The sequence below is a fragment of the Microvirga sp. BSC39 genome, from assembly GCF_000739015.1.
Classification (GTDB): Bacteria; Pseudomonadota; Alphaproteobacteria; order Rhizobiales; family Beijerinckiaceae; genus Microvirga.
In genome coordinates, this window is record NZ_JPUG01000055.1 from 19,004 (window position 1) to 39,551 (window position 20,548).

The following is a 20,548-nucleotide window of genomic DNA, read 5'->3' on the forward strand; positions in this document are numbered from 1 at the left end:
TTAACCCAATGAGACCGCAACAAGCCTTGTTTTGTTGGTTTCAGGCGAGTACGCCAGCCGCGCTTTCCATGCCGAGATAGCCTGAAGGCGGTGAAGGTGGGTGGCAAGGGCAGACTGCTGCGAGCGAAGCGGAACGAACAGGTTCCTGACAGCAGAAAAGACTGAGGTGAACCGCAGCTCGGCCGAGAGTGGGCTGCGGCGATGGGGCCTCAGGCTGCGGGAGCGGGTCAGCTTCAAGCGGGCAGCCGTTGCTGTGGCGAGGAAACTCGCCGTGATCATGCACGCGATGCTCAAGACCGGCACCTTCTTCGACTGGACTGTTGGCGCAGCCACTTGATGGATTGAGGATCGTGTTCAGGCTCTGAGCGCGCTGAGACGACCCCGCCGGGACGTGGGCCGAGCCATTCCGCCTGTTGGGATGCACCGCTGATCCAGCCGAGTGCGGCGTTCACATAGGAAGGCTCCTCCCGCGAAGCTCCATCATGCGGCGACAGCTGTCGACCGCGAAGACGACCCTGCACCCGGCAGATGCTCATGTGGCGCGCCTACGATCCACTTAGACTGAGTTCCCCTGAGTAACCCCTCGACCCTGATCCCAGGATCGAGCCGGTGAGCTCGTGAAAAACTACTTGCAAAACGACCCGCGATTAGACGACCCCAACAGATGTCACGAGGGCTTGGCGTCTTGCGCCTGAGACGGCGGGCGTAAGATGGCCCGAACTTCATCGCCCAGCGCCGCAAAGTCTCTTAGGATACGACGATACCGCGCTCGAGCAGCATTGCCTCGGCCAAGCGCAAGCTCAGTAGGAAGCGGAAGTACACCCAGACAGCATGAGAGATGATCTGAGGTGGAAAGCGGTGACGCTTGTAGCTGATAGCCGGCGGGTTCATGCTGCTGGGCCTACCATAGGATACCCTGACCCCAAGTTACCGTAACAACACCCGATGAGTGGCTGGGTCCGTTGCTGGGCAGGATGTCAGCAAGAGGCAATCCCCCATTTTCACTCTGCGATGCGACTGAACCCGTTTGTTCGTACGATGGTGGCTCTGCTGTCGGTTTGGCCCTCGCGCTTTGCATGGACGGACGCTACGAAGAGAGTGTGGTCTGGGCTCAGCGAGCGATCAGCGAGCAGGATACATGGAGTGCAAGTTACCGACCTCTCAACGCAAGCCTAGCCCATCTCGGTCGCATGCACGAGGCGCGGCGCAGCAGTTGCTAGGTCACGATCCCGGCTACAGAGTTGCGCAGGTCAGGTCGCTCTACTCGCCGTCGGCGGGATTTGAAAAATATCTTGAGGGTCTGATCAAGGCAGGGCTTCCAGAGTAACTTAATCCTCTGTGTCGCTAGGTTCACGGACTTGCATCTAGCGATTTCCTCGGTAACCGCAAAGGTCAAAACTCCTCCAAGGAAAATCGGCAAACACCCTCGCTTCTAATCCGTGGCTGCGGAACTATTACAGATTGATAGGGTCTTTTTAACAAGCCCAACCTGCGCCTCAAGGCCCAACAACCCCTGCTCGGCGGCCGCCCTCAATGATAGTCGGCATTATGCGTCCACTAATATCCGACTGTCCCCCATCAGCCAAGCTGCTGTGCAGCTCATTGAGAAGTCGTGATACACCGGTAGCGAGATTCTGATGCTGAAGAGCTTCCGCCGGCGTGATACCTCTAAGTGCGTCGTGTGGGGTGTAAAGCCAATCATCGGCTCTTGGGCCGAGCTTCGAAGTGGCTTCGTTTTTCAAATCACGCAGACGTTTGATCTGCTCATCATCGAAAGGCCTTATCACATCCACTCTGAAGGCGCCCGGGACCAGAAGGCCTATCACGGCACCACATGCGATCCCTGACAGACCTGAGGCTAACATACTCTTTACGCTGGGTTCGCCTTCTAGGGAACCTTGAAGGAACGTAGCAAGTGTGGTTGCGACGCCGAGCAGAATTCCAAGGTAGATTCCATCAAGGCTCCGGTCCTTCCATCGCGCCCGCCGGACATCGCCACCCAACCGTGCAGCAAGCACCAAACTGACGACGCAGCCCGGTATAAGCCAAGGCAGAGCCGTTCTCATCTTCGCGAGCACATAACCCAGATCAGAGTTTAGGAATGAACCCAAGACCATGTCAGAAGAAAAAGGAACTGCAATGATACGGCGAATGGCCTCGTTCGTACCAGGGTGCAACACTGCCGTGTTCAGAACAATGACAAGCCAAGTTGCAAGCCCACTCCACAAGGCGATGCGGACAAGACATCTAGGTGCGCGGGGTTTCCAGAGCCGCCTTTCAATCATCGAGCTTCGTGCCTTCAGCGCGATTATTATCGCAGCGCCGTACATGATGGCAGCAGTGACGCCGAACTTCATGTTCTCGACCAAAGCATCGCCCATAGTGTTGATGATTCTCCAATCCAGCTGGCTTGGGATCGTGTCGACTGCGGCCAAGCACACCGTCGAGATGCAAAAGACAGTGAAGACCGCCGGGACTACCAGATCGAAGACGCGACGCTCGCCCACCTCTGGAATTCTGAAACCCAACTCCTCAAGCGTTTTCTTTACCTCTTCCTCAGTGTCGGCTTGGTTACGGACACCCCAGCTGATATAAGCGTAAAGCCGTTTAAGAAATCCCTTGATCCGTCTGTTCAGATTATCCTCCGCTTCTTCGTCGAGGGTGTGGATTTCTGCTGGCTCTACTTCCTGTCGGAGGAACTTGAACCTTTCGACGATCAGGTCAAAGTCCTTGCTGAAAGGCTGAAGGGCTTCCGCTTTGATGATGGCAGGACCAGTACCTTTTCCTTCGAGCGACGCCATTAGGACGACGGCGCGAGCCCATTGATGCAGCGGGGAGGTCGGCGGTAGCCGTAGGTGCTCCCTGATCTTTTGTCTTTTGTTCTCCTTAACTGCTTCAAGTTGAGCTAGAGGAGGGTCATATTTGGCATCTTCGAGTAAATTGATGGTTCGCTCTGCTCCGCCTGGAACCAGGAACCATTCATGCACTTGCCGCCGCAACCATTCCTCAATTTCCTCCAGCCACTTCGCATTTGGGATGACGCCCACGAGAAGGAGAGCCGTCAGAAGAGGCCAGCTTTCAGCCGGAACACTCTCGATGCCGAAAAGGCCTGCCACTTTTGGACCTATCAGAACAAGCAAAAAGTAGACGACGCTGAAGCCGGCGATGTATGTGAAAAGGGCGCGGTTGTATGCCCCCCTTAGAAAAAGGTAGCGGAGCGGCTCAAGATCACTGGGCAATGTTTCTCGGTTTGGGAAGGACGGCTTATTGAAGCGCTTGAAAGAGAAAACCATCAGTACAATCAGACCGATTGCCAAATAAAGGTAATTTATATCGCCCATCTCTCAACTCCATCTGAAGTTGCCATGTACCGGCTCTGCTGTGGTGACAGCATCTGGTGGAGTAAGGTGCGTCTCGATCAGTGCGAGCAGTTCATCGAGAAGGATCTTGCGAGTCAGTCGACAGTGCATCGTCTCGGTAGTGTCGAAGCCACCGGTTTCAAACAACTTGTTCGCTGGCGCTCCACCGCCACACCAGCGGAAGTAAGGACAGGTACACTCGCACGCATGCACTCCCCTTTCGATTTCCTGACTGACCGTTTGGAATAGCGGCTCCCGCTCTACGTCTTCGAGCCTGTGTGTAGAAACATGCCCAAATCCAAAATGAGTAAAGCGCATGTGGTGTGCGCCGAGAAGTTCCGGTGAAAACGTCGATATCACTCCATCATGGCTGATACTGACGATGTTAAACGGAACGTTTTGAGGATCCCGAACAGGATTCCGTGAGAGAATGAAAGCAATGCCATCCTCGAACTCGCGGACCCGGATCATCCCGGGATTGCTCCAGACGAGGTTCAGGAAACGCTGAACGAAGTTCCTGAACCGAGTCTCGACATGTGTGGCAGCAAGCGAGGAGACTCGGTTGATCCCTTCGACTTCCTCTATGTTAAATCCAACTTCCTTAATTTTATTTAGGACATAAAATTCGAAAAGCTTCTCAGCTTCATCAAGCGCAGGCTCTGTCAGCACAGTGATTACATGGAAGTCGTGCCCATGCTCCTGGAGCAGGCTGACGGCGCGCATTACTTCTTTATGTGTTCCACCGCCGCGGCGGGTGCGCCGGTTAGAGTTATGGAGATCTGCTGGTCCGTCGATGCTGAGCCCGACACGTGCTCCTGTTCGGGCAAAGAACTCGACCCACGCGTCGTTCATGAGCAATCCGTTGGTTTGGAAGCAGTGCTTCACCCGGACATGGGCCGGGCGCCTCTGTTCCACGAGCGCAACTGCCTGCTCGTACCAGGAGAGTGGAACGGCGAGAGGCTCCCCGCCATGCCAAGCCAGATCCAATGATGCACCCAAGAGCGGGCTCTCGAAGAGGCGCTGGCAAATCAGATCCAGCGTCTCAAGGCTCATCCTTGCTGTCGACGTGCGGTTGGAGAGATAGCAGTAAGAGCAGTCGATGTTACAAAACTGCGTCGGCTGCAAGACAAGCAACCTCAACCGCGGCGCGACAGCCTCAAAGACCTCGCCCTTGGAAGTTGTCAAAGCACATCTGCCTCAGTGATAGGGTCTCTAGTAATTCCGCCATTGGGCGAGTTGTACCGCAGGACCAGCATCAGCGAGCACCGGATCGAGTGATCGGATGTGCTCGGCGATTGCGGAGACACGCGCCGGCAAATCCTTTCCATCGAATGTGCGCTCTACCGAAACCAAATCCTTTGTCACGTCGCCTGCCACAGCGCACGCAATCACCGACACCAACGAGAGAGCGGCAGTTGTCTGAAAAGCCTGTTGAAAAGCTAATTTGGTGGTCATAGCAACACCTCTTGGTGTGCAGGTTCAGCCGAAGTACGAACTTCACATTAACACAATATTCGCGATCATCAAGTTTGCCTGAATACTTGGTCAAGCAACCTACGACTTCTATACCGTTCCCTTGCCTGCCACTCCTCAACAGCCAAGGTTATTATGGCCAAGCTGTGCCAAGAAGTAGTAGCGGCGGGTCATTAGGAATCTGTACGGTACATCTCTCACTTTAGTCAGAGCGCCGGTTTTGTAAGTGCGGCCTCGCACGCCTGTTGCCCGATAAGGCTGTTCTAGCTGTCTGGATGCGAGACCTCCTTGGCGTGAGCGAGCGACGCTGGCGATGGGGGCAGCTTGCGGGTGTGGCGGCCAAGCGGCAAACTCGCGAGGAGGTATGACACAGCCTACTCGAGTGCGGAGGGGTTCAATGACGGTCCCGCAATGGGCGCTCCTCGGCTTTGCGGTCTGGACGCTGCTGGTGCTCTTCGGAACGGTTGGTGTCTACCGATGGTCGAGAATTCTTACAGGACGGGTGAGCATTTCCGAATGGCAGGCTGACCGGCCCCAGGGCAGTGACTGGTACCAGCGTGCCATGAGGGCTCACATGAACTGCGTCGAGAACCTGCCGGTCTTCGCCGCGATTGTCCTTTGCGCCACGGCCGCCGGTGCGGACAGCCACCTCCTCGATTGGCTCGCCGGAGCTATCTTGGTCGGGCGCATCTGTCAGACGACGGTTCACCTCGCCTTGACCCCCTCCGATCTTGCCGTCTCGATCCGGTTCGCGTTCTTTTTCGTGCAGGCGATCGGCATGCTCGCAATGGCTGCATTTGTTGCAATCTCGGCAGCCGGATAACGGCGGCCTTCGCATCAAGGTTGGACGTGTTCTGTGTGTTGAGCCTCCGGCAATCCGTTGACGTCCTGCCCCGTCCACGTTTGGCCATCCCTGGACCGAAGCGACATTTCTATCTTGCAATGATAAGGCGCTCCAGGGATGAGGGGCTTAAGGCAGTGGGTCATGCCACTCGATTGTCATCGAAGCTGTCACGGTGACGATCCGCTGGTCTTGCTGGTCCCTCACCTCGATGACGACATCGCTGGTAGCACCCTTCGCCAGCTTGCTCGTTCCAATCTCAGTCGCCGACCGAGCTGCCGCCCGCATGGCATTGCTTGCACTGTCGAACTCGAAACCCTCGTCATCGCGGACGAGCTGCTCGCCGTCATGGATGTCGATATAATAGCGGGCCATGGCACTGCTGGACTTGCTCCGAAAAGATGGAGAGCCTCTGATGAAGCAGGAGGATCTCCATGCCCCAGACACGCTTTACGAAAGAGTTTCAGGATGAGGCGGTGCGGCTCGCCTTGACCAGCGGCCGCAGCCGACGGGCGGTTGCCGTGGATCTCGGCGTCGGCCTGTCGACCCTGCGGCACTGGATCGACCGCCGGCGCGAGCGCGAGATCGACGCTCCGCCCGCGGACCGCCAGGAGGACATGGCGGCCGAGCTCAAGCGGCTGCGGCGCGAGAACGAGATCCTGCGCCAAGAGCGGGACATCCTGAAGAAGGCTACGGCTTTTTTCGCCAAGGAGGGAAGTCGATGAAGTTTCAGTTCATCGATGTGGCGAAAGAGAACTTCCCCGTCACACGCCTGTGCCAGGTCCTGAGTGTCAGCCCGAGTGGCTACTTTGCCTGGAGATCTCGTCCGGCCAGTCCGCGTCAAAGGGAGGACTTGGTTCTCTTGGCCCACATCCGCTCGGCCTTTGCCCGCTCCAATGGGACCTACGGCAGCCCACGCATGACCCGCGAGTTGCAGGACGAGGAGGGCCTGACGGTGGGTCGACGCCGCACCGCCCGGCTGATGCGCGAGAATGGCCTGAAAGCCCGGCAGGAGCGCCGGTTCAAACGCACCACCGACAGCCATCACGCCTTTCCGATCGCGCCTAACCTGCTCGAGCAGGACTTCTCGGCCGAGCGTCCAAACGAGAAGTGGGCCGCAGATATCTCCTATCTGTGGACGAACGAGGGCTGGTTGTACCTGGCTGTCATTCTCGATCTCTTCGCGCGGCGGGTGGTTGGCTGGGCGGTCAGTGACAGCCTCCACAAGGAACTGGCGCTGGAGGCGCTGAGCAAGGCCCTGGCGATCCGGCGGCCATCAGCGGGCTTGATCCATCATGCGGATCGCGGCAGTCAATATTGCTCGACTGCCTATCAGGCGGAGTTGAGGAAACACGGTATCCAGATCTCAATGTCAGGTAAAGGCAATTGCTTCGACAATGCCGTCGTTGAGACCTTCTTCAAGACCTTGAAATCTGAGCTGGTCTGGCGCACCGTCTTCCAGACCAGAGCCGAGGCCAAGGATGCGCTTGGGCGTTACATCGACGGCTTCTACAACCCCGTCCGACGCCATTCGACACTCGATTATGTCAGTCCGGTTCAGTTCGAAAGGCTGGCCGGGTAGCTACAAAACCGCTCTCCACTTAAGCGAAGCAAATCCAGTGCAAGGGGTCGCCAGCGTCGTAGAGCACCTGCCCCCGAGTCAGGCCGACGATCTCCAGGTGCGGTTGGAGCGCCGCCAGGTCGTCAGGCTCCAGGGCGGCCAGCAGGCGGTTTGCGCAATGATCCGCGGTCGAAGCGTGGTTCATGGTGACACCTCGCTGCCCCCCACATACAACGCCGATGATGGTGGTTTGTCTCAGCAGGACCGGATCTTACGCGGTGTGTCGCTCGACCGTCATCGACGCCGTTATGGTGCAGACCCGCTGGTCGTGCTGGTCCCTGACCCTGACCACGATACCGCTGGTCTGGCCTTTCGCCAGCAGATTGCGCCCGATCTCACCGGCTGAGGTGATGGCCCCCTGGATCGCAGCATCCACGCTGGCGAACTCGGAGCCATCATCGTCAGGCACGAGGCCCGTCCCATGATGGATATCGAAATAGAAACGGGGCACGGCAACTCCTCTGGAAACTGACAGAGTCACCTGATACGTCCGGAAGTATATTTCAAGGTTAGATCGTAGCTAAGCACATTTTTCGTCCGCATCCATAGCAGCAGAGTAGATGATGAGACCTATGCTAAAGTTGTAGCAAAGCAGCAGCAGAGTAGATGATCGCATATATGCTTGTAGCCTTGTATCTGAGGGCTCATCCCATAGCTGTCCTCATCGGCAAATGCGAAACCTGTTCCTCACGCACCACGTATTCCATAACGGGCCTCACCGACATCGCGTAGTTGTCGTAGCTACGAAGAAGCGGCATCCATCCGCGAATTTGCCTATCAGAGCAGATCCGCGGATGATCGGCGAAGATCCGCCAGTAGGCCTTGTTGCACGGATACGCGATTTGGCAGTCGAAGGCGGATAGCATAGGCGGGCTGCGCCCTTCTGACCCCGGATTTCTGCCGTGCCCTTCAAGGCTCATGCCGCTCGCCGTCACCACATTCCCAAACAGCGGTACCGGGTGGTCAGCCAAGCGCGATAATTTGAGAGGGACCAGCTCCAGCGTAAAACATCAGGGCCGGCGGTCATGAAGAACCGCGTTCAAAGGCCGGAGACATGACTTGCACCCGCCCCGCTAGGCCGAAACGTCATCAACAATCACGTTGCCAAACGGGCGCCATCCAGACATGACGATGCCCGAGGGCCAACAACTGGCGGCTGAGATGGTGAGCCCCTACACACGCCTCCATCCCGATCAGGCAGGTGGGCATGGAGCGATCGGTTCGACCCTCGGAGCTTTTGGATCGAGTTTGCCCCCAGCCCCGCGATCAATTATATTATCTTCCTGAGCGGTATGGTTTCGAGAATGCCACCGAGAGCGGAGCATGGTGTCGAGAACAGACGTGGCGTAGGCCAGTCGGCCCCGCTAAATGTGATCCTGCTTGCCAGTGCAGCGCTGTTTCTGCTTGCAGCCGGGGCGCTCCTCGCATTCCGAACCGGTACCTTTGTATCGTTTGGCGATACCATGCTCTCGGTGATCGCTTGGTGCCTTTGATGATGCTTTCCGACTAAGCGCCGGTGCGCCTTCCTGTAAGCTGGTCTAACTTCGCAAAGTCTGTCCGACCTCCGCGAGTTCAGTCGGTTCTCCGGCGCCGTCGAGGATCTACGATTGGCCACACCCTGTGGTGTGTTAACGTCCTCGAAACGCGTTGACCGTGCAATCGACACACGGAGGTGGAGATGGGTAAATACGCGTGTGCACTTGGGTTTCTTGCTCTCGGCGTGTTCGCAGTCACGACTGAAAGCCGCGCCCAGGATGCGGCTGCCGGCGAGAAGGTGTTTGCCCAATGCCGTGCCTGCCATCAGGTGGGCGAGAACGCCAAGAACGCCGTGGGCCCGGTGCTGAACGGGCTCTTTGGGCGCCCGGCCGGGACAGTCGAAGGGTACAACTACTCCCCGGCCAACAAGAATTCCGGCATCACCTGGGATGAGGCGGTCTTCAAGGAATACATCCAGAACCCAAGGGCCAAGATCCCCGGCACCAAGATGGTCTATGCGGGGCTGAAGGACGAGCAGCGCATCAACGACCTCACCGCCTATCTCAAGCAGTTCAACGCCACAGGTAAAAAGACTGCAGCGGTCCAATAGCCTGGTCTCAGCGTCTCGCGCCCGCTCGGCCGTTGCGGGTACCTGGAAACATCAACTGTTTGACACCTTGTCCATTTAGGTTGATCATAACTATGCGAGCTGCGCTCTGGTCCGGTCGATCGAGCGGACGGGGAGCTCATGAAGGCCATGGACGTCACCGGGTCTGGTGATGTGGGGTCTCGAGCATGACGGTTGAGGTAATCGCCGTTGGTAGAAGAACCGAGGTCGTTCATTCCCGCGCGGCTGGGTTGAACAGACCCCGCTCTATCTTTTCGCGTCAGGTCGACACGCTCTTTAGGAATCGGGACGAAACGATCGGAGAACACCGTCCGCAGGCTCATGGAGCGCAGCATCCGTGGTGCTTCGGGATCCAACAGAACGGCCTCTCGATGCATAACCGCGGCTTCAGCCGGAGGTGGACCTGATGCCAATTGCGCTCGCATTAGTCTTGATCGCCGTCGGCTCAACGCTGTTTCACACCTTGAGCCCTTGGTGGTGGACGCCCATCGCATCGAACTGGGGCTATATCGACAACACGCTTATCATCACGTTCTGGATTACAGGGACGGCTTTCGTCGCAGTCGTTCTGTTCATGGCATATTGTGTCTATCGGTTCCGACACGGTGGCCCGGAACAACCCCATTACGAACCCGAAAACAAGCGCCTCGAATGGACGCTTACCATCGCAACGGCAATCGGTGTCGCCGCCATGCTGGCGCCAGGCCTGTTTGTCTGGCACCAATTCGTGACGGTGCCGGACGAAGCAACCGACGTGGAGATAGTCGCGCGGCAGTGGTCGTGGAGCTTCCGCCTCCCCGGTAAGGACGGTCGACTCGGCACGTCAGACGTTCGCAATATCAGCGCCGAGAACCCGCTCGGGCTCAATCCGCGTGACCCGCTTGGCCAAGATGATGTGGTGATCGAAACTGGCGATTTGCACCTGCAGATCGACAAGCCAGTCAAGATCCTGCTGCGTTCGACCGACGTCCTGCATAATTTCTACGTGCCAGAATTCCGCGGGAAGATGGATATGGTTCCGGGCTCGGTAACGTACTTCTGGCTCACCCCAACCAGGACCGGAACTTTTGACATTCTGTGCGCCGAATTGTGCGGAGTTGGGCATCCCCAGATGCGCGGCGCGGTCGTAGTGGCCGACGAGGCCGCTTACCAGACTTGGCTTGGAGAGCAGCGGACCTTCGCAGAGCTCTCCGGAATGACCAAAATCATGAAGGCGAATTTCATGCCTGCCGAGAAGTAGGAGAGCAGGGAAGGGAGGATACCCCATGGTCGACGCCGTCATTGGCCCCGAACCAGTCCCACCAGCGGAAGTCGCCGAGGTAGAGCTTTACCATCCCCATAGCTGGATTACGAGATACGTCTTTTCACAGGACGCCAAAGTCATCGCCATCCAGTACTCCCTGACCGCCATGGCGATAGGTCTCGTCGCTCTTGTGCTGTCCTGGCTGATGCGGTGGCAGCTCGCATTCCCGGGGACTCTCTCCTTCATCGACCCGAGCCAGTATCTGCAATATATCACCATGCACGGCATGATCATGGTGGTGTACCTGCTCACAGCGCTCTTTCTAGGCGGCTTCGGCAACTATCTTATCCCGCTCATGCTCGGCGCGCGCGACATGGCGTTCCCGTATCTCAATATGCTGAGCTACTGGATTTACCTCTTGGCAGTTCTCGTCCTCGTGTCGAGTTTCTTCGTTCCAGGCGGTCCGACTGGGGCCGGCTGGACGCTCTACCCGCCGCAGGCCATTCTCCAGGGCACGCCCGGATACGAGATGGGCATTATACTGATGCTGACGTCACTCATCATCTTCATCATCGGCTTCACTATGGGCGGGTTGAATTACGTCGTCACGGTGCTCCAGGGTCGTGCCCGCGGTATGACGCTGATGCGCATGCCGCTTACGGTTTGGGGCATCTTCACGGCGACGGTTTTGGCCCTCCTGGCATTTCCAGCGCTCTTCGTCGGCGCCGTCATGATGCTGTTCGACAGGGTACTCGGCACGAGCTTTTTCATGCCATCCCTCGTATCCATGGGCGAGCAGCTGCAATATGGGGGCGGAAGCCCGATCCTGTTCCAGCACCTGTTCTGGTTCTTCGGGCACCCAGAGGTGTACATTGTGGCATTGCCGGCCTTCGGGATCGTGTCTGATCTTATCAGCACCCATGCGCGCCGCAACATCTTCGGCTATCGCATGATGGTCTGGGCCATCGTAGCAATCGGTGTGCTAAGCTTCGTCGTGTGGGCGCACCACATGTATGTAAGCGGTATGAACCCCTGGTTTGGCTTTTTCTTCGCCACGACCACCCTTATCATTGCGATCCCGACAGCCATCAAGGTCTACAATTGGGTGTTGACCCTATGGCGCGGCGACATCCACCTGACAATCCCCATGCTGTTCGCATTGGCCTTCATCGTCACGTTCGTCAATGGCGGGCTCACGGGCCTCTTTCTCGGCAACGTAGTCGTGGACGTGCCGCTCTCCGATACGATGTTCGTCGTCGCGCATTTCCATATGGTGATGGGCGTCGCGCCGATCTTCGTCATCTTTGGGGCGTTATATCATTGGTACCCAAAGGTAACCGGGCGCATGCTGAATGAGGGTCTCGGCCAGCTCCATTTCTGGATCACGTTCCTAGGCGCCTACGCAATCTTCTTCCCGATGCACTATCTTGGACTTCTCGGGGTGCCGCGGCGCTACCACGAAATGGGTTCGACTAGTTTCGTGCCGGAGTCGGCACAGAGTCTGAACGTCTTCATCACGGTCGCAGCACTGATTGTCGGAGCGGTGCAACTCGTGTTCCTGTTCAATCTGATCTGGAGCCTGCGGTACGGACGGGAATCGGGCGGCAATCCCTGGCGGGCGACCACGCTCGAATGGCAAACCCCCGAAACTCCGCCGCCGCATGGGAACTGGGGCAAGGAACTCCCGGTCGTCTATCGGTGGGCCTACGACTATAACGTCCCCGGCGCAAAGGAGGACTTCCTGCCCCAGAACCGGCCACCTGAAACCAGTCCAGCCTGAGGAGGGAACCGCCATGGGCATCACGATCCTTTTCTTCTCAGGCCTGGCCGTGATCGCCGTGTGGTGGCTCTCGACTCAGAGGCTGACCTCAAAGCCGTGGCTCGAGCAAGGAGCCGCTGGGGAGTTCCCCGGCACCGGCGTATCCTCCGCCCCTATGGCCAAGGTCGGGCTCGGGGTTTTCCTTGCTGCCATCGGCTCGCTCTTCGCCCTGTTCATTAGCGCATATTTCATGCGGATGCAGTTGGCCGACTGGCGCCCAGTGCCAAAACCGACACTGCTGTGGGTCAACACCGGCGTACTGATGCTGAGCAGCGCTGCCCTTCAATTGGCGCGTGCACGGGCGGATCAGGATGACATCGCCGGCGTGCGAACGGCTCTGCTCATGGCAGGCGGAGCGGCCCTCGTCTTTGTCTCCGGACAGCTTTATGCTTGGCGGCAGCTCAGCGACGCCGGCTACTTCCTAACGTCAAATCCGGCAAGCTCGTTCTTCTACCTCATTACCGCCCTGCATGGTGTACATGTGCTCGGTGGCCTCGTGGCGCTAGGGCGGAACGTTGCACGCGCATGGCAGGGACGCAACCTCGCGCGCCTCAGCCTCGGTCTCGATCTCTGCAGCCTCTATTGGGATTTCCTGTTACTAATATGGCTCGTCCTATTCGGTCTCCTGTTGCTAAGCTAGGAGGACAATAATGGCGCGATCCGAGATAGCGGATGCAACCGTGGCGGATAGCCGACCCACACGGTGGCGTTCCATCGTGACCGACTGGGCATCAGACCAGAGAGCCTTCAAACAAGTCTCCTGGGGGAAGGCCATGATGTGGATCTTCCTTCTGAGCGACACATTTATCTTCAGCTGCTTTCTCCTGTCCTACATGACAGTTCGCATGTCGACGACGGTGGAATGGCCCAACCCCAGCGAGGTCTTCGCCCTGCATCTATTCGGGCGAAACATCCCGCTCATTCTCATCGCCATTATGACGTTCGTGCTGATAACCTCAAGCGGCACCATGGCAATGGCGGTCAATTTTGCCTATCGGCGCGACCGCAGGAAGACTGCGATCCTGATGCTCGTAACCGCTCTGCTCGGCGCTGCCTTTGTAGGCATGCAGGCATTCGAATGGACAAAGCTGATTGAGGAAGGCGTCAGACCGTGGGAGAATCCCTGGGGGGCGCCCCAGTTCGGCTCGACATTCTTCATGATCACAGGGTTTCATGGCACGCATGTCACGTTCGGCGTAATCTTCCTGCTCATCGTTGCCCGCAAGGTTTGGCGTGGTGATTTCGATACTGGACGGCGAGGCTTCTTCACAAGCCGCAGCGGCAATTACGAGACTGTGGAGATCACGGGCCTCTACTGGCACTTCGTCGATCTAGTGTGGGTTTTCATCTTCGCATTCTTCTATTTGTGGTGAGGCAACCATGGCTCAGGCTAACGACCATTCTGCGCGAGTCGCTCACGATCAAATACATCAACCTCCGATCAGGCTCTACCTTGTGGTCTGGGGATGGCTGTTCGTGCTGAGCACGTTCTCGTACCTGGTCGACTACCTCCAGTTCCAGGGCTATTTGCGATGGAGTCTGATCTTGCTCTTCATGCTCCTGAAAGCGGGACTCATTATCGCTGTCTTCATGCACATGGCTTGGGAGCGGCTATCCCTGCTCTACGCCATTCTGCTCCCACCGGCCGTGGTGTTCGTCTTCCTTGGCATCATGATTTTTGAGTCGAACTATACGCTTTTCACGCGCCTAGCCTTTTTTGCGACCGCCCCATGAAAAGCACCGCCCGCCACGGACCCAGGTAGTGCGTCAAGATTGAGGCACTCAGATCTTAGACGGATCTTTCGTACCGTCAGCCGGTTCCACGGTGCGACGATACAGATGCCAGCTCGCATGGCCGAGGATCGGCATCACTACCGCGAGCCCAACTAAGAGCGGAGCCGAGCCGATCATCAGGAGGCCGGCAATTATTGCTGCCCAGAGCGCCATCGGGCCAGGATTGGCCAGCACCGCTCTAATGGAGGTCTGGACAGCACAGATTACTCCAACATCACGGTCGAGGAGCAGCGGGAATGAGACGACACTAACACTGAAAGCCACGAAGGCGAACACAAGCCCGATAGCATGGCCCAAGACGATCATCGTCCATCCCCGTTGGGTGGTTAGGACGTCGTAGATGAAGCCCGTGTACGACTCAGGAGCCATTGCGCCATACAGCGACTCATAGAGAGCCTTCGCGGCAAAGAGCCATAGGACGAGGATGACCATCAGCGCAACGCCCAGCGCAAGGATCGCGGGCAGTGCGGGAGAGCGCACCACGTCGAAGACATGCCGTACTGATGTGTCCATCCCAAGCTCTCGGCGGCGGCTCAATTCATACAAGCCGATGGCCGCGACAGGGCCGACCAGCGCAAAGCCTGATACGAGAGGAAAGAGCAAAGGCAGTGCGTTGCTCGTGAATGTTAGAGCGCTAAGAACGACGCCGAAAAGCGGATAGATCAAACCCAGAAAGGCGAGATGTGTTGGCATTGACATAAAATCGTCAACGCCTTTAACAATTGCCTCCTTGAGGTCCGCCAGCCCGATCTTTCGAACTGGAACATAGGCCGGAGTTACTTCGGTACCTGTCAGCACATGAAAGTTCGCCATAGTCGCTCCTCCTGAGCAGGGCTCAAGGTGGTCGCGGGTTCACGTCGTACGCAGAACGGTTGGTCACGGTGCCGCAACCCTTACCGAGTTAAACTATACGCCCTTCAGCGGGGATTGTCGCCCCTGTGCTGGTGATCAAGTCTCGGGCGTCCAAGCCATCGCGCCAGCCAACAGCAGAAGTGCTCCGAGGGCAAGCAGCACGAGTCCGGGCCAAATTGCCCTGAGAGGAAAACGCGCACTTTCCCCCTTGGGCTCCAGAGTGTCGCCGGCATAGCCCTGACGAGCCGATCTCGCACCACTCAACCGACCTCGCCCTAGTGCCTTTGCCGCCGTGAACAGCACTCCACCAAGCACGAGGAGCGCGCCTATCCAGATAAGGCCTATGTTCAGCTGCATTTCAGCCTCCGAGACAAGCTTGACATTTGGTGTCTATGCCATCGAAGCCTAATCCTACCGTTGGGACGATGTCATGGAAATCTAGGATGAGAGCTGGGTAACGCTCGTACTATGGCAGATCGCAAGATCAGTTCGGGCTTAGCGATCGAGCGAAGGTCTGGATGTGGCACTACTCGGAAGTAGACCGGACGTCCGCCTTAGCGGCGAACAGCGGACATTCCTGAAAGGCAGGGGATTTCATTGTTTGCCCCTGATCTGGACGAATAGTCCGTTTCGACCTTGTATCCTGCACCCGAGGACCGGGACAGGTGAAGGGGCTATGGGTGTTCGCCGGAACCGTTTAGCGAGAAGATCATCTGCTCGTCTGGAACACCTTTCAGAGCAAACGCACCCAGAGCATGCGTTGCTGCTGATGGGAGCAGTGCGGCGACTTCCTGAGAGCACACCGCCACATTGCCGGTACTCTTGGCAAACGCTTCGAGCCGACTGACCAGATTGACCGTCGGCCCAACCACGGTGAAGTCGAGGCGGTCGGGGCTGCCGATGTTGCCGTAGGTGACAGGGCCGATGTGCAGGCAGGCGACAAACTGCAGATCACCCTCCTCATCGGCTCTCGCCAAGGCGGCGTCCAAGGCCCGGCAAGCCTGCCGGGTGGCCTCTGCTCGTCCGCTCTCTTCAACAGAAAAGATCGACAGGATGCCATCGCCGATGAACTTCAGCACGTCACCGCCCTCTGTCCGCACGGCCCCGACAACCACCTCCAGATAGCGGTCGAGGTGCTCCAGCACTTGATCGGGTGGCAATCGCTGCGACAGAGTTGTGTACCCGCGCAGGTCCGTCAGCAGCACGGCGGCTTCGATTTCGAAGCAGTCGCCTCGTCGAATCGCCCCTGCCACGACGCGTTTAGCAGGCCCCTCGCCAAGATACGTTTGCAGAAGGCTCTCACTGGAACGCCGCATCGCGGCAGGTTCCAGTGCCGCGGCCAGGAAGGAGCCCAGCTCCTCGATGAGGCCCACCTCCTCCGGGCTGAAGTCCCGCTGGCCGTCGGTCGTGAAGGAGGCTCCCTGAACCGATCCATCACCGTATATGATGGGAATGGCTAGGTAGTCTGTGCCGCCCTCAGCGGCCACCTCCAAGAGCACGTGATGGTCGAGGGCTGGATCCAGGTGCCGAAGGGAGCGGCGGAAGCTGGCTCTTGTCGTGTTGACATGCTCGAAGGGGCTGCCGGTGTAGGAGCGTGTCGCGAGGATTCTGTGGGGCACGGTGTACGCCTCGGCCCCGGCTCCTCGCACCCATTTGACACCCCAGACGCCGATGAGAGGATTGGCCAGGCGTTGCCCAACCCGAACGCGCCAGAGTGGCACGCCTGCGGTCAGCAGCCGTTCGCAGTACTCTGTGACGATGTCAGCTGGAGCGAGTGTGGTGCGGGCTGGTCCAGCGAGCCACCGAGCAAGGTCGAGGACGCTGGGGAGGCGTTTGGGGATCTGGGGCATGCTTTGCCCCGCTTTCTCGTCAAAGACTGGTGAAGTGCTCGATACGCTGCTTCGGAACGCCGGAGGGGACAAATAGGTAACGCTAGGTGATCTGATATGTCCCACTGGGACGTCCTGGAAGTAAGCCGAATGTCGGCGAACAGCAGGAACAGCGGACACTCCCGAACGGCAGTGATTTCCCAGTTTGCCTCGAAGCAGCCCTTCAGGTGATGTCTCGTGGGGTCCGATGCGGTGGTCCTGTGGCGATCATACCGGCGGCAAACGCTGTCGGATTATGGCGGCATGGAAGCGTACCCCATAGAGCAGCCCTCGTCGGTGAAGTCATAGACCGGGTTGTGCAGAGCTTGGACCGCCTTCGTTCCATCTCTTTCCTTCTAGCCTGCGCGCTCCCCCAGTATTAGTGGCGCTGCACAAACGGCTCGAGCGGACGGAACTCGTCCTGACGCAGTCATTGTTCCTTGGACGTAGCAACGCAAGGACGTTTACCGCCACGGCCACCATACGAAGACCAACTATCGGGGTTAGAGTTGCCGATCCCCGCAGGTCTGGAGGTCGCCATGTACGTCGTCATCCGCAAGTTCAACCGCATGAGTTCGGTGGCTGAGGCTGCCCGTCGCGCGCAGAGTGGCCTCGGCCAGATGCTGAAGCAAACGCCAGGGTTTCAGGGCTACTGCGTGTTCGATGCCGGCGATGGGGTGGGTGGATCAATCAGTTTGTTTGAGAACCGCGAGGCTGCCATTGCAGCCAACGACAAGGCATTGGCCTGGATCCGGGCGAGCCTGACAGATGTCATCGATGGTGAGCCTGAAATCACCATGGGTGAGGTTCTGGCCACCGTGACGCCTTGAATAGACTTGTTTCCCGTTCTCCGGCGAGCATCTCCAACGGCTTTCCCTGCTTGTTGTGCCGTTAGCGCTGCGCTGAAGCGCTCACGCGCCCGTCAATCTGTTGGCCGATCAGCGCGATGGCGCGCTGGTAGACGGAAGCGGCATTCCAGGCCTGGATCGCACTGAAGTTGGCTTCACCGGGTTGGTAGCCTGCCCCGGCGCGCCAGCCATGGGCCTCGAGGAAGTTGGCCGTCGAGGCGAGGGCGTTCGCGGCGATGTTGAGGTCACCGCCGGTGCCGTAGTTCAGGATGCTCTTGGGCAGGAACTGGGTTTGGCCGATCTCGCCATGCATGGAGCCGCGTGTGCCCGCCGAGAGAACCCCACGATCGATCAGGGTCAGGGTGGCGTAGAGCTGTTCGGTGAAGAAGGCTGACCGCCGGCAGTCGTAGGCGAGCGTTGCCACAGCCGAAAGGGTGTTCTGGTTGCCCCGCTGCCGCCCAAAGGCCGTTTCCATGCCCCAGATTGCCAGGAGCGGCCCCGGCGGGACGCCATAGCGTTGCTCAAGCGATCCGAAGAGCGCCGCCTGAGACCGCTTGAGCTCACGCCCGCGCGCAACGATCGTTGGACCGCCTCGCTTGGCGATGAACTGATCCAGCGACAGGCGGAAGCTCCTCTGACCACGGTCGGCCGCGATGGTCGCTGTCGCGTAAGTGGTTCCCATGAGAGCTGCCACAGCCGCGGCGCTGACGCCTCTTCCTCTTGCTTCATCGGCAAACTGCTGCTTCCAGGCTTCGAAGCCTGCTGCCGTGCTGCCGCACTGGGCTGCGCTCGCTGGGTTGGCCATCCCCGCGGCCACCACCGCGGCTACGATGGCGATCATTGTGAACGGCTTGCTTGTGATCATACGCACGTCCTCTCGCACCCATTGTCCGGAATGACATGCTGGGGCACCATCACGGCAGAGATGAGACGTGAATGCCGGCGTCATCATCACCCCTCGACCTGCAGGCACTCACCATTAGGCCGTGCAGGGCTGCGGAGCGGGATCACCACAAGCTTGCGATAGCCGTTATTCAATGGTGATGGCTCCCAGCCCGAAGCCCGCCTTGTCGTGGGTGATCCACACTTCTCCTCCACCAAGCATCATCCCCTTGTCCCGGACGAAGATTGTCTCGAAGGTGGAGTTCGCGACCACCTCCCGGATGTGCGGATCGAGGATCGTGTTCTTGGCCGCCACAAGCTGGTCGCGGTTGCGGATCGTCCGCCTGACCCTGCCTGTCACAATCAGGGGGTAATGGGTGACCCGAGCAAGGAGTGCGACATCACCGGAGCGAAAGGCTGCCTTGACGCGCCTGAAGCCGTAGTAGGCCTCAAGCGGATCGAAGGCCTGATCACGGTAGCTGGCCTCGATCTCAGGTGCCAGCTTCGGCCGGGAGAAACCCGCATCAGGCGGCCTCATGGGCAGGTCCATGGACCGCCGTAGCTCCCGCACGAGAAGGTCCAGGGCCCTGTGACGGTCGTAGAGTTGCTGTAGCCCAGGCACATGGGTCTGCGCTGCTCCGCTCCCGAGGGATCCCGTGATCTCCTGATCGACGGTCTTTGTGTCGCTTCCTGTGTTCCGCCACTGTCGGGAGGCGGCTGTCTTTTCCAGTTGGCCAACGAGTTGGTTACGCACGATCCAGACCCGTTCCTCCACCTCGGCCAGAACCTGCTCGTGCGACGGCTTGAAGCTGGGACCTTGAGCGAGGTCGGCGGGCAGGGCCTCCATGGCCTCCTGAGGCGTTGGGCCTTTGAGGTCGTTAGGCGGATAGCGGGGATCGACCTTGTAGGTTCTCCCGTAGACCTTCACGAAGAAGGGATCCGCAGAAGCCGGAGCGACGCTGAGGAGAACCAGCAGCCAGACGGACAGTCCAAGTGCCCTGGCGGTAAAGCCAGCCATCGCCGCCTCCCGCTCCGAAGAAAATCGATTGGCTCATTCTACACCCTCGGCGGAGCGAAACAGACATTTATTTATCGCCTGCTCAATCGACGTGGTAGTATTCTTGAATTCTGAAAACCGAAAACTTGATCCAAGGAAATGCGCTATGAAGAAGTCCGCTCTCTTGATCGGCGCTGCCGTCCTGTCATTCGGAATTGCAGCAGTGCATGAGGCTCAGGCCCAGCCTCATTGGCGAGGTGGCGGGGTTTATCGCGGTGGATGGCACGGCGGCGGCTGGCGTCACAGGGGCTGGGGCGGTGGCGGGGCTGTTGCGGCTGGCCTGATCGGGGGAGCCCTCATTGGAGGCCTGATCACCTCCGCGGCTGCCGCTCCCTATTACGGCTATGGCTATCCTTACCATTATCGCTATGGCTCGACCTACCCGTATGCAGGCGCCTCCTATGGAACCGGCTATTACGGCTCCCCTTACTACGGCGATGTTGCCTCTCAAGATCAAGTCTACGAATACCCGGTCGAGCAGGCGTACTATCCGGCCCCGGTCTATCGCACCCGTGTTGTTTACTCTCCACGGCCTGTCTATCGGACGCGGGTCGTCTATCGCCAGGCTCCTGCCTACCGGAGCCGGCGCATCGTGTACCGAGCGCCTATGTACCGGCAGAACGTCGTCCGGTACCGACCCCGTGCCCGCGTGGTCTCTGCGCAGCCGTACCGTCAGCAGGTGATCTCGACCGGCTCGATCAATGGTCGCCGGGATCTCCAACGAGCGCGGGGAATAAGACGGGCCGTGTACTGACTGTGCATCTGCTCAAGTGCAAGCGCCGACTTA

20 protein-coding genes and 2 pseudogenes are annotated in these 20,548 nt (G+C 58.6%); 11 read left to right on the plus strand and 11 right to left on the minus strand.

From position 1 onward, the window contains the following. Positions 1 to 193: 193 nt before the first annotated feature. Positions 194 to 337 (plus strand): annotated as a pseudogene (locus MA07_RS29545) (IS110 family transposase); the annotation flags it as partial. Positions 338 to 657: 320 nt separating this feature from the next. Here MA07_RS29545 and MA07_RS08435 read toward each other — a convergent pair. The 4 genes and pseudogenes from MA07_RS08435 to MA07_RS29550 all read right to left on the minus strand — a co-directional run. Continuing rightward, positions 658 to 891 (minus strand): annotated as a pseudogene (locus MA07_RS08435) (IS6 family transposase); the annotation flags it as partial. Positions 892 to 1,496: 605 nt separating this feature from the next. Next, a complete protein-coding gene (locus tag MA07_RS08440; RefSeq protein ID WP_036349297.1) occupies positions 1,497 to 3,341 on the minus strand; it encodes a hypothetical protein in 1,845 nt (614 codons plus the stop codon). A 3-nt stretch (positions 3,342 to 3,344) separates the two neighbouring features. Next, positions 3,345 to 4,484: a cyclophane-forming radical SAM/SPASM peptide maturase GrrM/OscB gene (gene grrM, locus MA07_RS08445; RefSeq protein WP_160195404.1), complete on the minus strand. Its 1,140-nt coding sequence runs from the start codon at positions 4,482 to 4,484 to the stop codon at positions 3,345 to 3,347. Positions 4,485 to 4,571: 87 nt separating this feature from the next. Next, entirely contained in the window at positions 4,572 to 4,814 is a 243-nt protein-coding gene (locus MA07_RS29550) for a hypothetical protein (RefSeq protein ID WP_152568783.1), read from the minus strand. A 415-nt stretch (positions 4,815 to 5,229) separates the two neighbouring features. Here MA07_RS29550 and MA07_RS08450 point away from each other — a divergent pair, with 415 nt between their 5' ends. After that, positions 5,230 to 5,655, plus strand: a complete 426-nt coding sequence (locus MA07_RS08450; protein WP_036349300.1) for an MAPEG family protein — start codon at positions 5,230 to 5,232, stop codon at positions 5,653 to 5,655. A gap of 147 nt (positions 5,656 to 5,802) precedes the next feature. Here the strand turns inward: MA07_RS08450 and MA07_RS08455 are convergent, their stop codons facing one another. Further along, complete coding sequence (locus MA07_RS08455; RefSeq protein ID WP_052002961.1) at positions 5,803 to 6,048, minus strand: hypothetical protein; 246 nt, start codon at positions 6,046 to 6,048, stop codon at positions 5,803 to 5,805. A gap of 59 nt (positions 6,049 to 6,107) precedes the next feature. Here MA07_RS08455 and MA07_RS08465 point away from each other — a divergent pair. Further along, a protein-coding gene (locus tag MA07_RS08465) for an IS3 family transposase (RefSeq protein WP_244445196.1) occupies positions 6,108 to 7,255 on the plus strand; the annotation gives its coding sequence in 2 pieces (ribosomal slippage) (positions 6,108 to 6,369 and positions 6,369 to 7,255; 1,149 coding nt in all). A gap of 19 nt (positions 7,256 to 7,274) precedes the next feature. Here the strand turns inward: MA07_RS08465 and MA07_RS30040 are convergent. After that, positions 7,275 to 7,439, minus strand: coding sequence for a hypothetical protein (locus MA07_RS30040; RefSeq protein WP_160195405.1), 165 nt, complete (start codon positions 7,437 to 7,439; stop codon positions 7,275 to 7,277). A 66-nt stretch (positions 7,440 to 7,505) separates the two neighbouring features. Continuing rightward, positions 7,506 to 7,745, minus strand: a complete 240-nt coding sequence (locus MA07_RS08470) for a hypothetical protein (RefSeq protein ID WP_036349307.1) — start codon at positions 7,743 to 7,745, stop codon at positions 7,506 to 7,508. A gap of 1,227 nt (positions 7,746 to 8,972) precedes the next feature. On the opposite strand from MA07_RS08470, the gene MA07_RS08480 reads away from it, so the two are divergent. The 6 genes from MA07_RS08480 to MA07_RS08505 all read left to right on the plus strand — a co-directional run bounded on the left by MA07_RS08480 (position 8,973) and on the right by MA07_RS08505 (position 14,194). Then, positions 8,973 to 9,380: a cytochrome c family protein gene (locus MA07_RS08480; protein WP_036349319.1), complete on the plus strand. Its 408-nt coding sequence runs from the start codon at positions 8,973 to 8,975 to the stop codon at positions 9,378 to 9,380. Between the two features lie 424 nt (positions 9,381 to 9,804). Continuing rightward, the gene (locus tag MA07_RS08485; protein ID WP_036349331.1) at positions 9,805 to 10,638 is read left to right on the plus strand and encodes a cytochrome c oxidase subunit II; all 834 of its coding nucleotides are present in this window, start codon (positions 9,805 to 9,807) and stop codon (positions 10,636 to 10,638) included. A gap of 25 nt (positions 10,639 to 10,663) precedes the next feature. Continuing rightward, positions 10,664 to 12,421, plus strand: coding sequence for a cytochrome c oxidase subunit I (gene ctaD, locus MA07_RS08490; protein WP_036349334.1), 1,758 nt, complete (start codon positions 10,664 to 10,666; stop codon positions 12,419 to 12,421). A 13-nt stretch (positions 12,422 to 12,434) separates the two neighbouring features. Then, positions 12,435 to 13,100, plus strand: coding sequence for a cytochrome c oxidase subunit 3 (locus tag MA07_RS08495; protein WP_052002962.1), 666 nt, complete (start codon positions 12,435 to 12,437; stop codon positions 13,098 to 13,100). 10 nt (positions 13,101 to 13,110) lie between these two features. Next, positions 13,111 to 13,833: a heme-copper oxidase subunit III family protein gene (locus tag MA07_RS08500; RefSeq protein WP_036349338.1), complete on the plus strand. Its 723-nt coding sequence runs from the start codon at positions 13,111 to 13,113 to the stop codon at positions 13,831 to 13,833. Positions 13,834 to 13,840: 7 nt separating this feature from the next. Continuing rightward, a complete protein-coding gene (locus MA07_RS08505; protein ID WP_036349348.1) occupies positions 13,841 to 14,194 on the plus strand; it encodes a cytochrome C oxidase subunit IV family protein in 354 nt (117 codons plus the stop codon). Between the two features lie 48 nt (positions 14,195 to 14,242). On the opposite strand, the gene MA07_RS08510 is transcribed toward MA07_RS08505, so the two are convergent. Further along, positions 14,243 to 15,067 carry a DUF2189 domain-containing protein gene (locus MA07_RS08510; protein ID WP_036349351.1) on the minus strand — a complete coding sequence of 275 codons (825 nt, stop codon included), beginning with the start codon at positions 15,065 to 15,067 and terminating at the stop codon, positions 14,243 to 14,245. Positions 15,068 to 15,780: 713 nt separating this feature from the next. After that, positions 15,781 to 16,956, minus strand: a complete 1,176-nt coding sequence (locus MA07_RS08520) for an adenylate/guanylate cyclase domain-containing protein (protein ID WP_036349355.1) — start codon at positions 16,954 to 16,956, stop codon at positions 15,781 to 15,783. Positions 16,957 to 17,513: 557 nt separating this feature from the next. Here MA07_RS08520 and MA07_RS08525 point away from each other — a divergent pair. Continuing rightward, on the plus strand, positions 17,514 to 17,804 hold the full coding sequence (locus MA07_RS08525) for a hypothetical protein (protein ID WP_036349357.1): 291 nt from the start codon (positions 17,514 to 17,516) through the stop codon (positions 17,802 to 17,804). A gap of 61 nt (positions 17,805 to 17,865) precedes the next feature. Here the strand turns inward: MA07_RS08525 and MA07_RS08530 are convergent, their stop codons facing one another. After that, complete coding sequence (locus MA07_RS08530; protein WP_036349360.1) at positions 17,866 to 18,687, minus strand: lytic murein transglycosylase; 822 nt, start codon at positions 18,685 to 18,687, stop codon at positions 17,866 to 17,868. A 165-nt stretch (positions 18,688 to 18,852) separates the two neighbouring features. After that, complete coding sequence (locus MA07_RS08535) at positions 18,853 to 19,722, minus strand: hypothetical protein (RefSeq protein WP_036349363.1); 870 nt, start codon at positions 19,720 to 19,722, stop codon at positions 18,853 to 18,855. Between the two features lie 145 nt (positions 19,723 to 19,867). On the opposite strand from MA07_RS08535, the gene MA07_RS30435 reads away from it, so the two are divergent. Next, positions 19,868 to 20,515, plus strand: a complete 648-nt coding sequence (locus MA07_RS30435; protein ID WP_052002963.1) for a hypothetical protein — start codon at positions 19,868 to 19,870, stop codon at positions 20,513 to 20,515. Positions 20,516 to 20,548 lie beyond the last annotated feature (33 nt).

Bases quoted from the DNA above. Each gene is read 5' to 3' on its own strand.
- MA07_RS08480 (WP_036349319.1), top strand. From the start codon at position 8,973: ATGGGTAAATACGCGTGTGCACTTGGGTTTCTTGCTCTCGGCGTGTTC.
- MA07_RS08535 (WP_036349363.1), bottom strand. From the start codon at position 19,722: ATGGCTGGCTTTACCGCCAGGGCACTTGGACTGTCCGTCTGGCTGCTG.
- MA07_RS08455 (WP_052002961.1), bottom strand. From the start codon at position 6,048: ATGGCCCGCTATTATATCGACATCCATGACGGCGAGCAGCTCGTCCGC.
- MA07_RS30435 (WP_052002963.1), top strand. From the start codon at position 19,868: ATGAAGAAGTCCGCTCTCTTGATCGGCGCTGCCGTCCTGTCATTCGGA.
- MA07_RS08500 (WP_036349338.1), top strand. From the start codon at position 13,111: ATGGCGCGATCCGAGATAGCGGATGCAACCGTGGCGGATAGCCGACCC.
- MA07_RS08510 (WP_036349351.1), bottom strand. From the start codon at position 15,067: ATGGCGAACTTTCATGTGCTGACAGGTACCGAAGTAACTCCGGCCTAT.
- MA07_RS08450 (WP_036349300.1), top strand. From the start codon at position 5,230: ATGACGGTCCCGCAATGGGCGCTCCTCGGCTTTGCGGTCTGGACGCTG.
- MA07_RS30040 (WP_160195405.1), bottom strand. From the start codon at position 7,439: ATGAACCACGCTTCGACCGCGGATCATTGCGCAAACCGCCTGCTGGCC.
- MA07_RS29550 (WP_152568783.1), bottom strand. From the start codon at position 4,814: ATGACCACCAAATTAGCTTTTCAACAGGCTTTTCAGACAACTGCCGCT.
- MA07_RS08495 (WP_052002962.1), top strand. From the start codon at position 12,435: ATGGGCATCACGATCCTTTTCTTCTCAGGCCTGGCCGTGATCGCCGTG.
- MA07_RS08525 (WP_036349357.1), top strand. From the start codon at position 17,514: ATGTACGTCGTCATCCGCAAGTTCAACCGCATGAGTTCGGTGGCTGAG.
- MA07_RS08440 (WP_036349297.1), bottom strand. From the start codon at position 3,341: ATGGGCGATATAAATTACCTTTATTTGGCAATCGGTCTGATTGTACTG.
- MA07_RS08505 (WP_036349348.1), top strand. From the start codon at position 13,841: ATGGCTCAGGCTAACGACCATTCTGCGCGAGTCGCTCACGATCAAATA.
- ctaD (WP_036349334.1), top strand. From the start codon at position 10,664: ATGGTCGACGCCGTCATTGGCCCCGAACCAGTCCCACCAGCGGAAGTC.
- MA07_RS08530 (WP_036349360.1), bottom strand. From the start codon at position 18,687: ATGATCACAAGCAAGCCGTTCACAATGATCGCCATCGTAGCCGCGGTG.
- MA07_RS08520 (WP_036349355.1), bottom strand. From the start codon at position 16,956: ATGCCCCAGATCCCCAAACGCCTCCCCAGCGTCCTCGACCTTGCTCGG.
- MA07_RS08485 (WP_036349331.1), top strand. From the start codon at position 9,805: ATGCCAATTGCGCTCGCATTAGTCTTGATCGCCGTCGGCTCAACGCTG.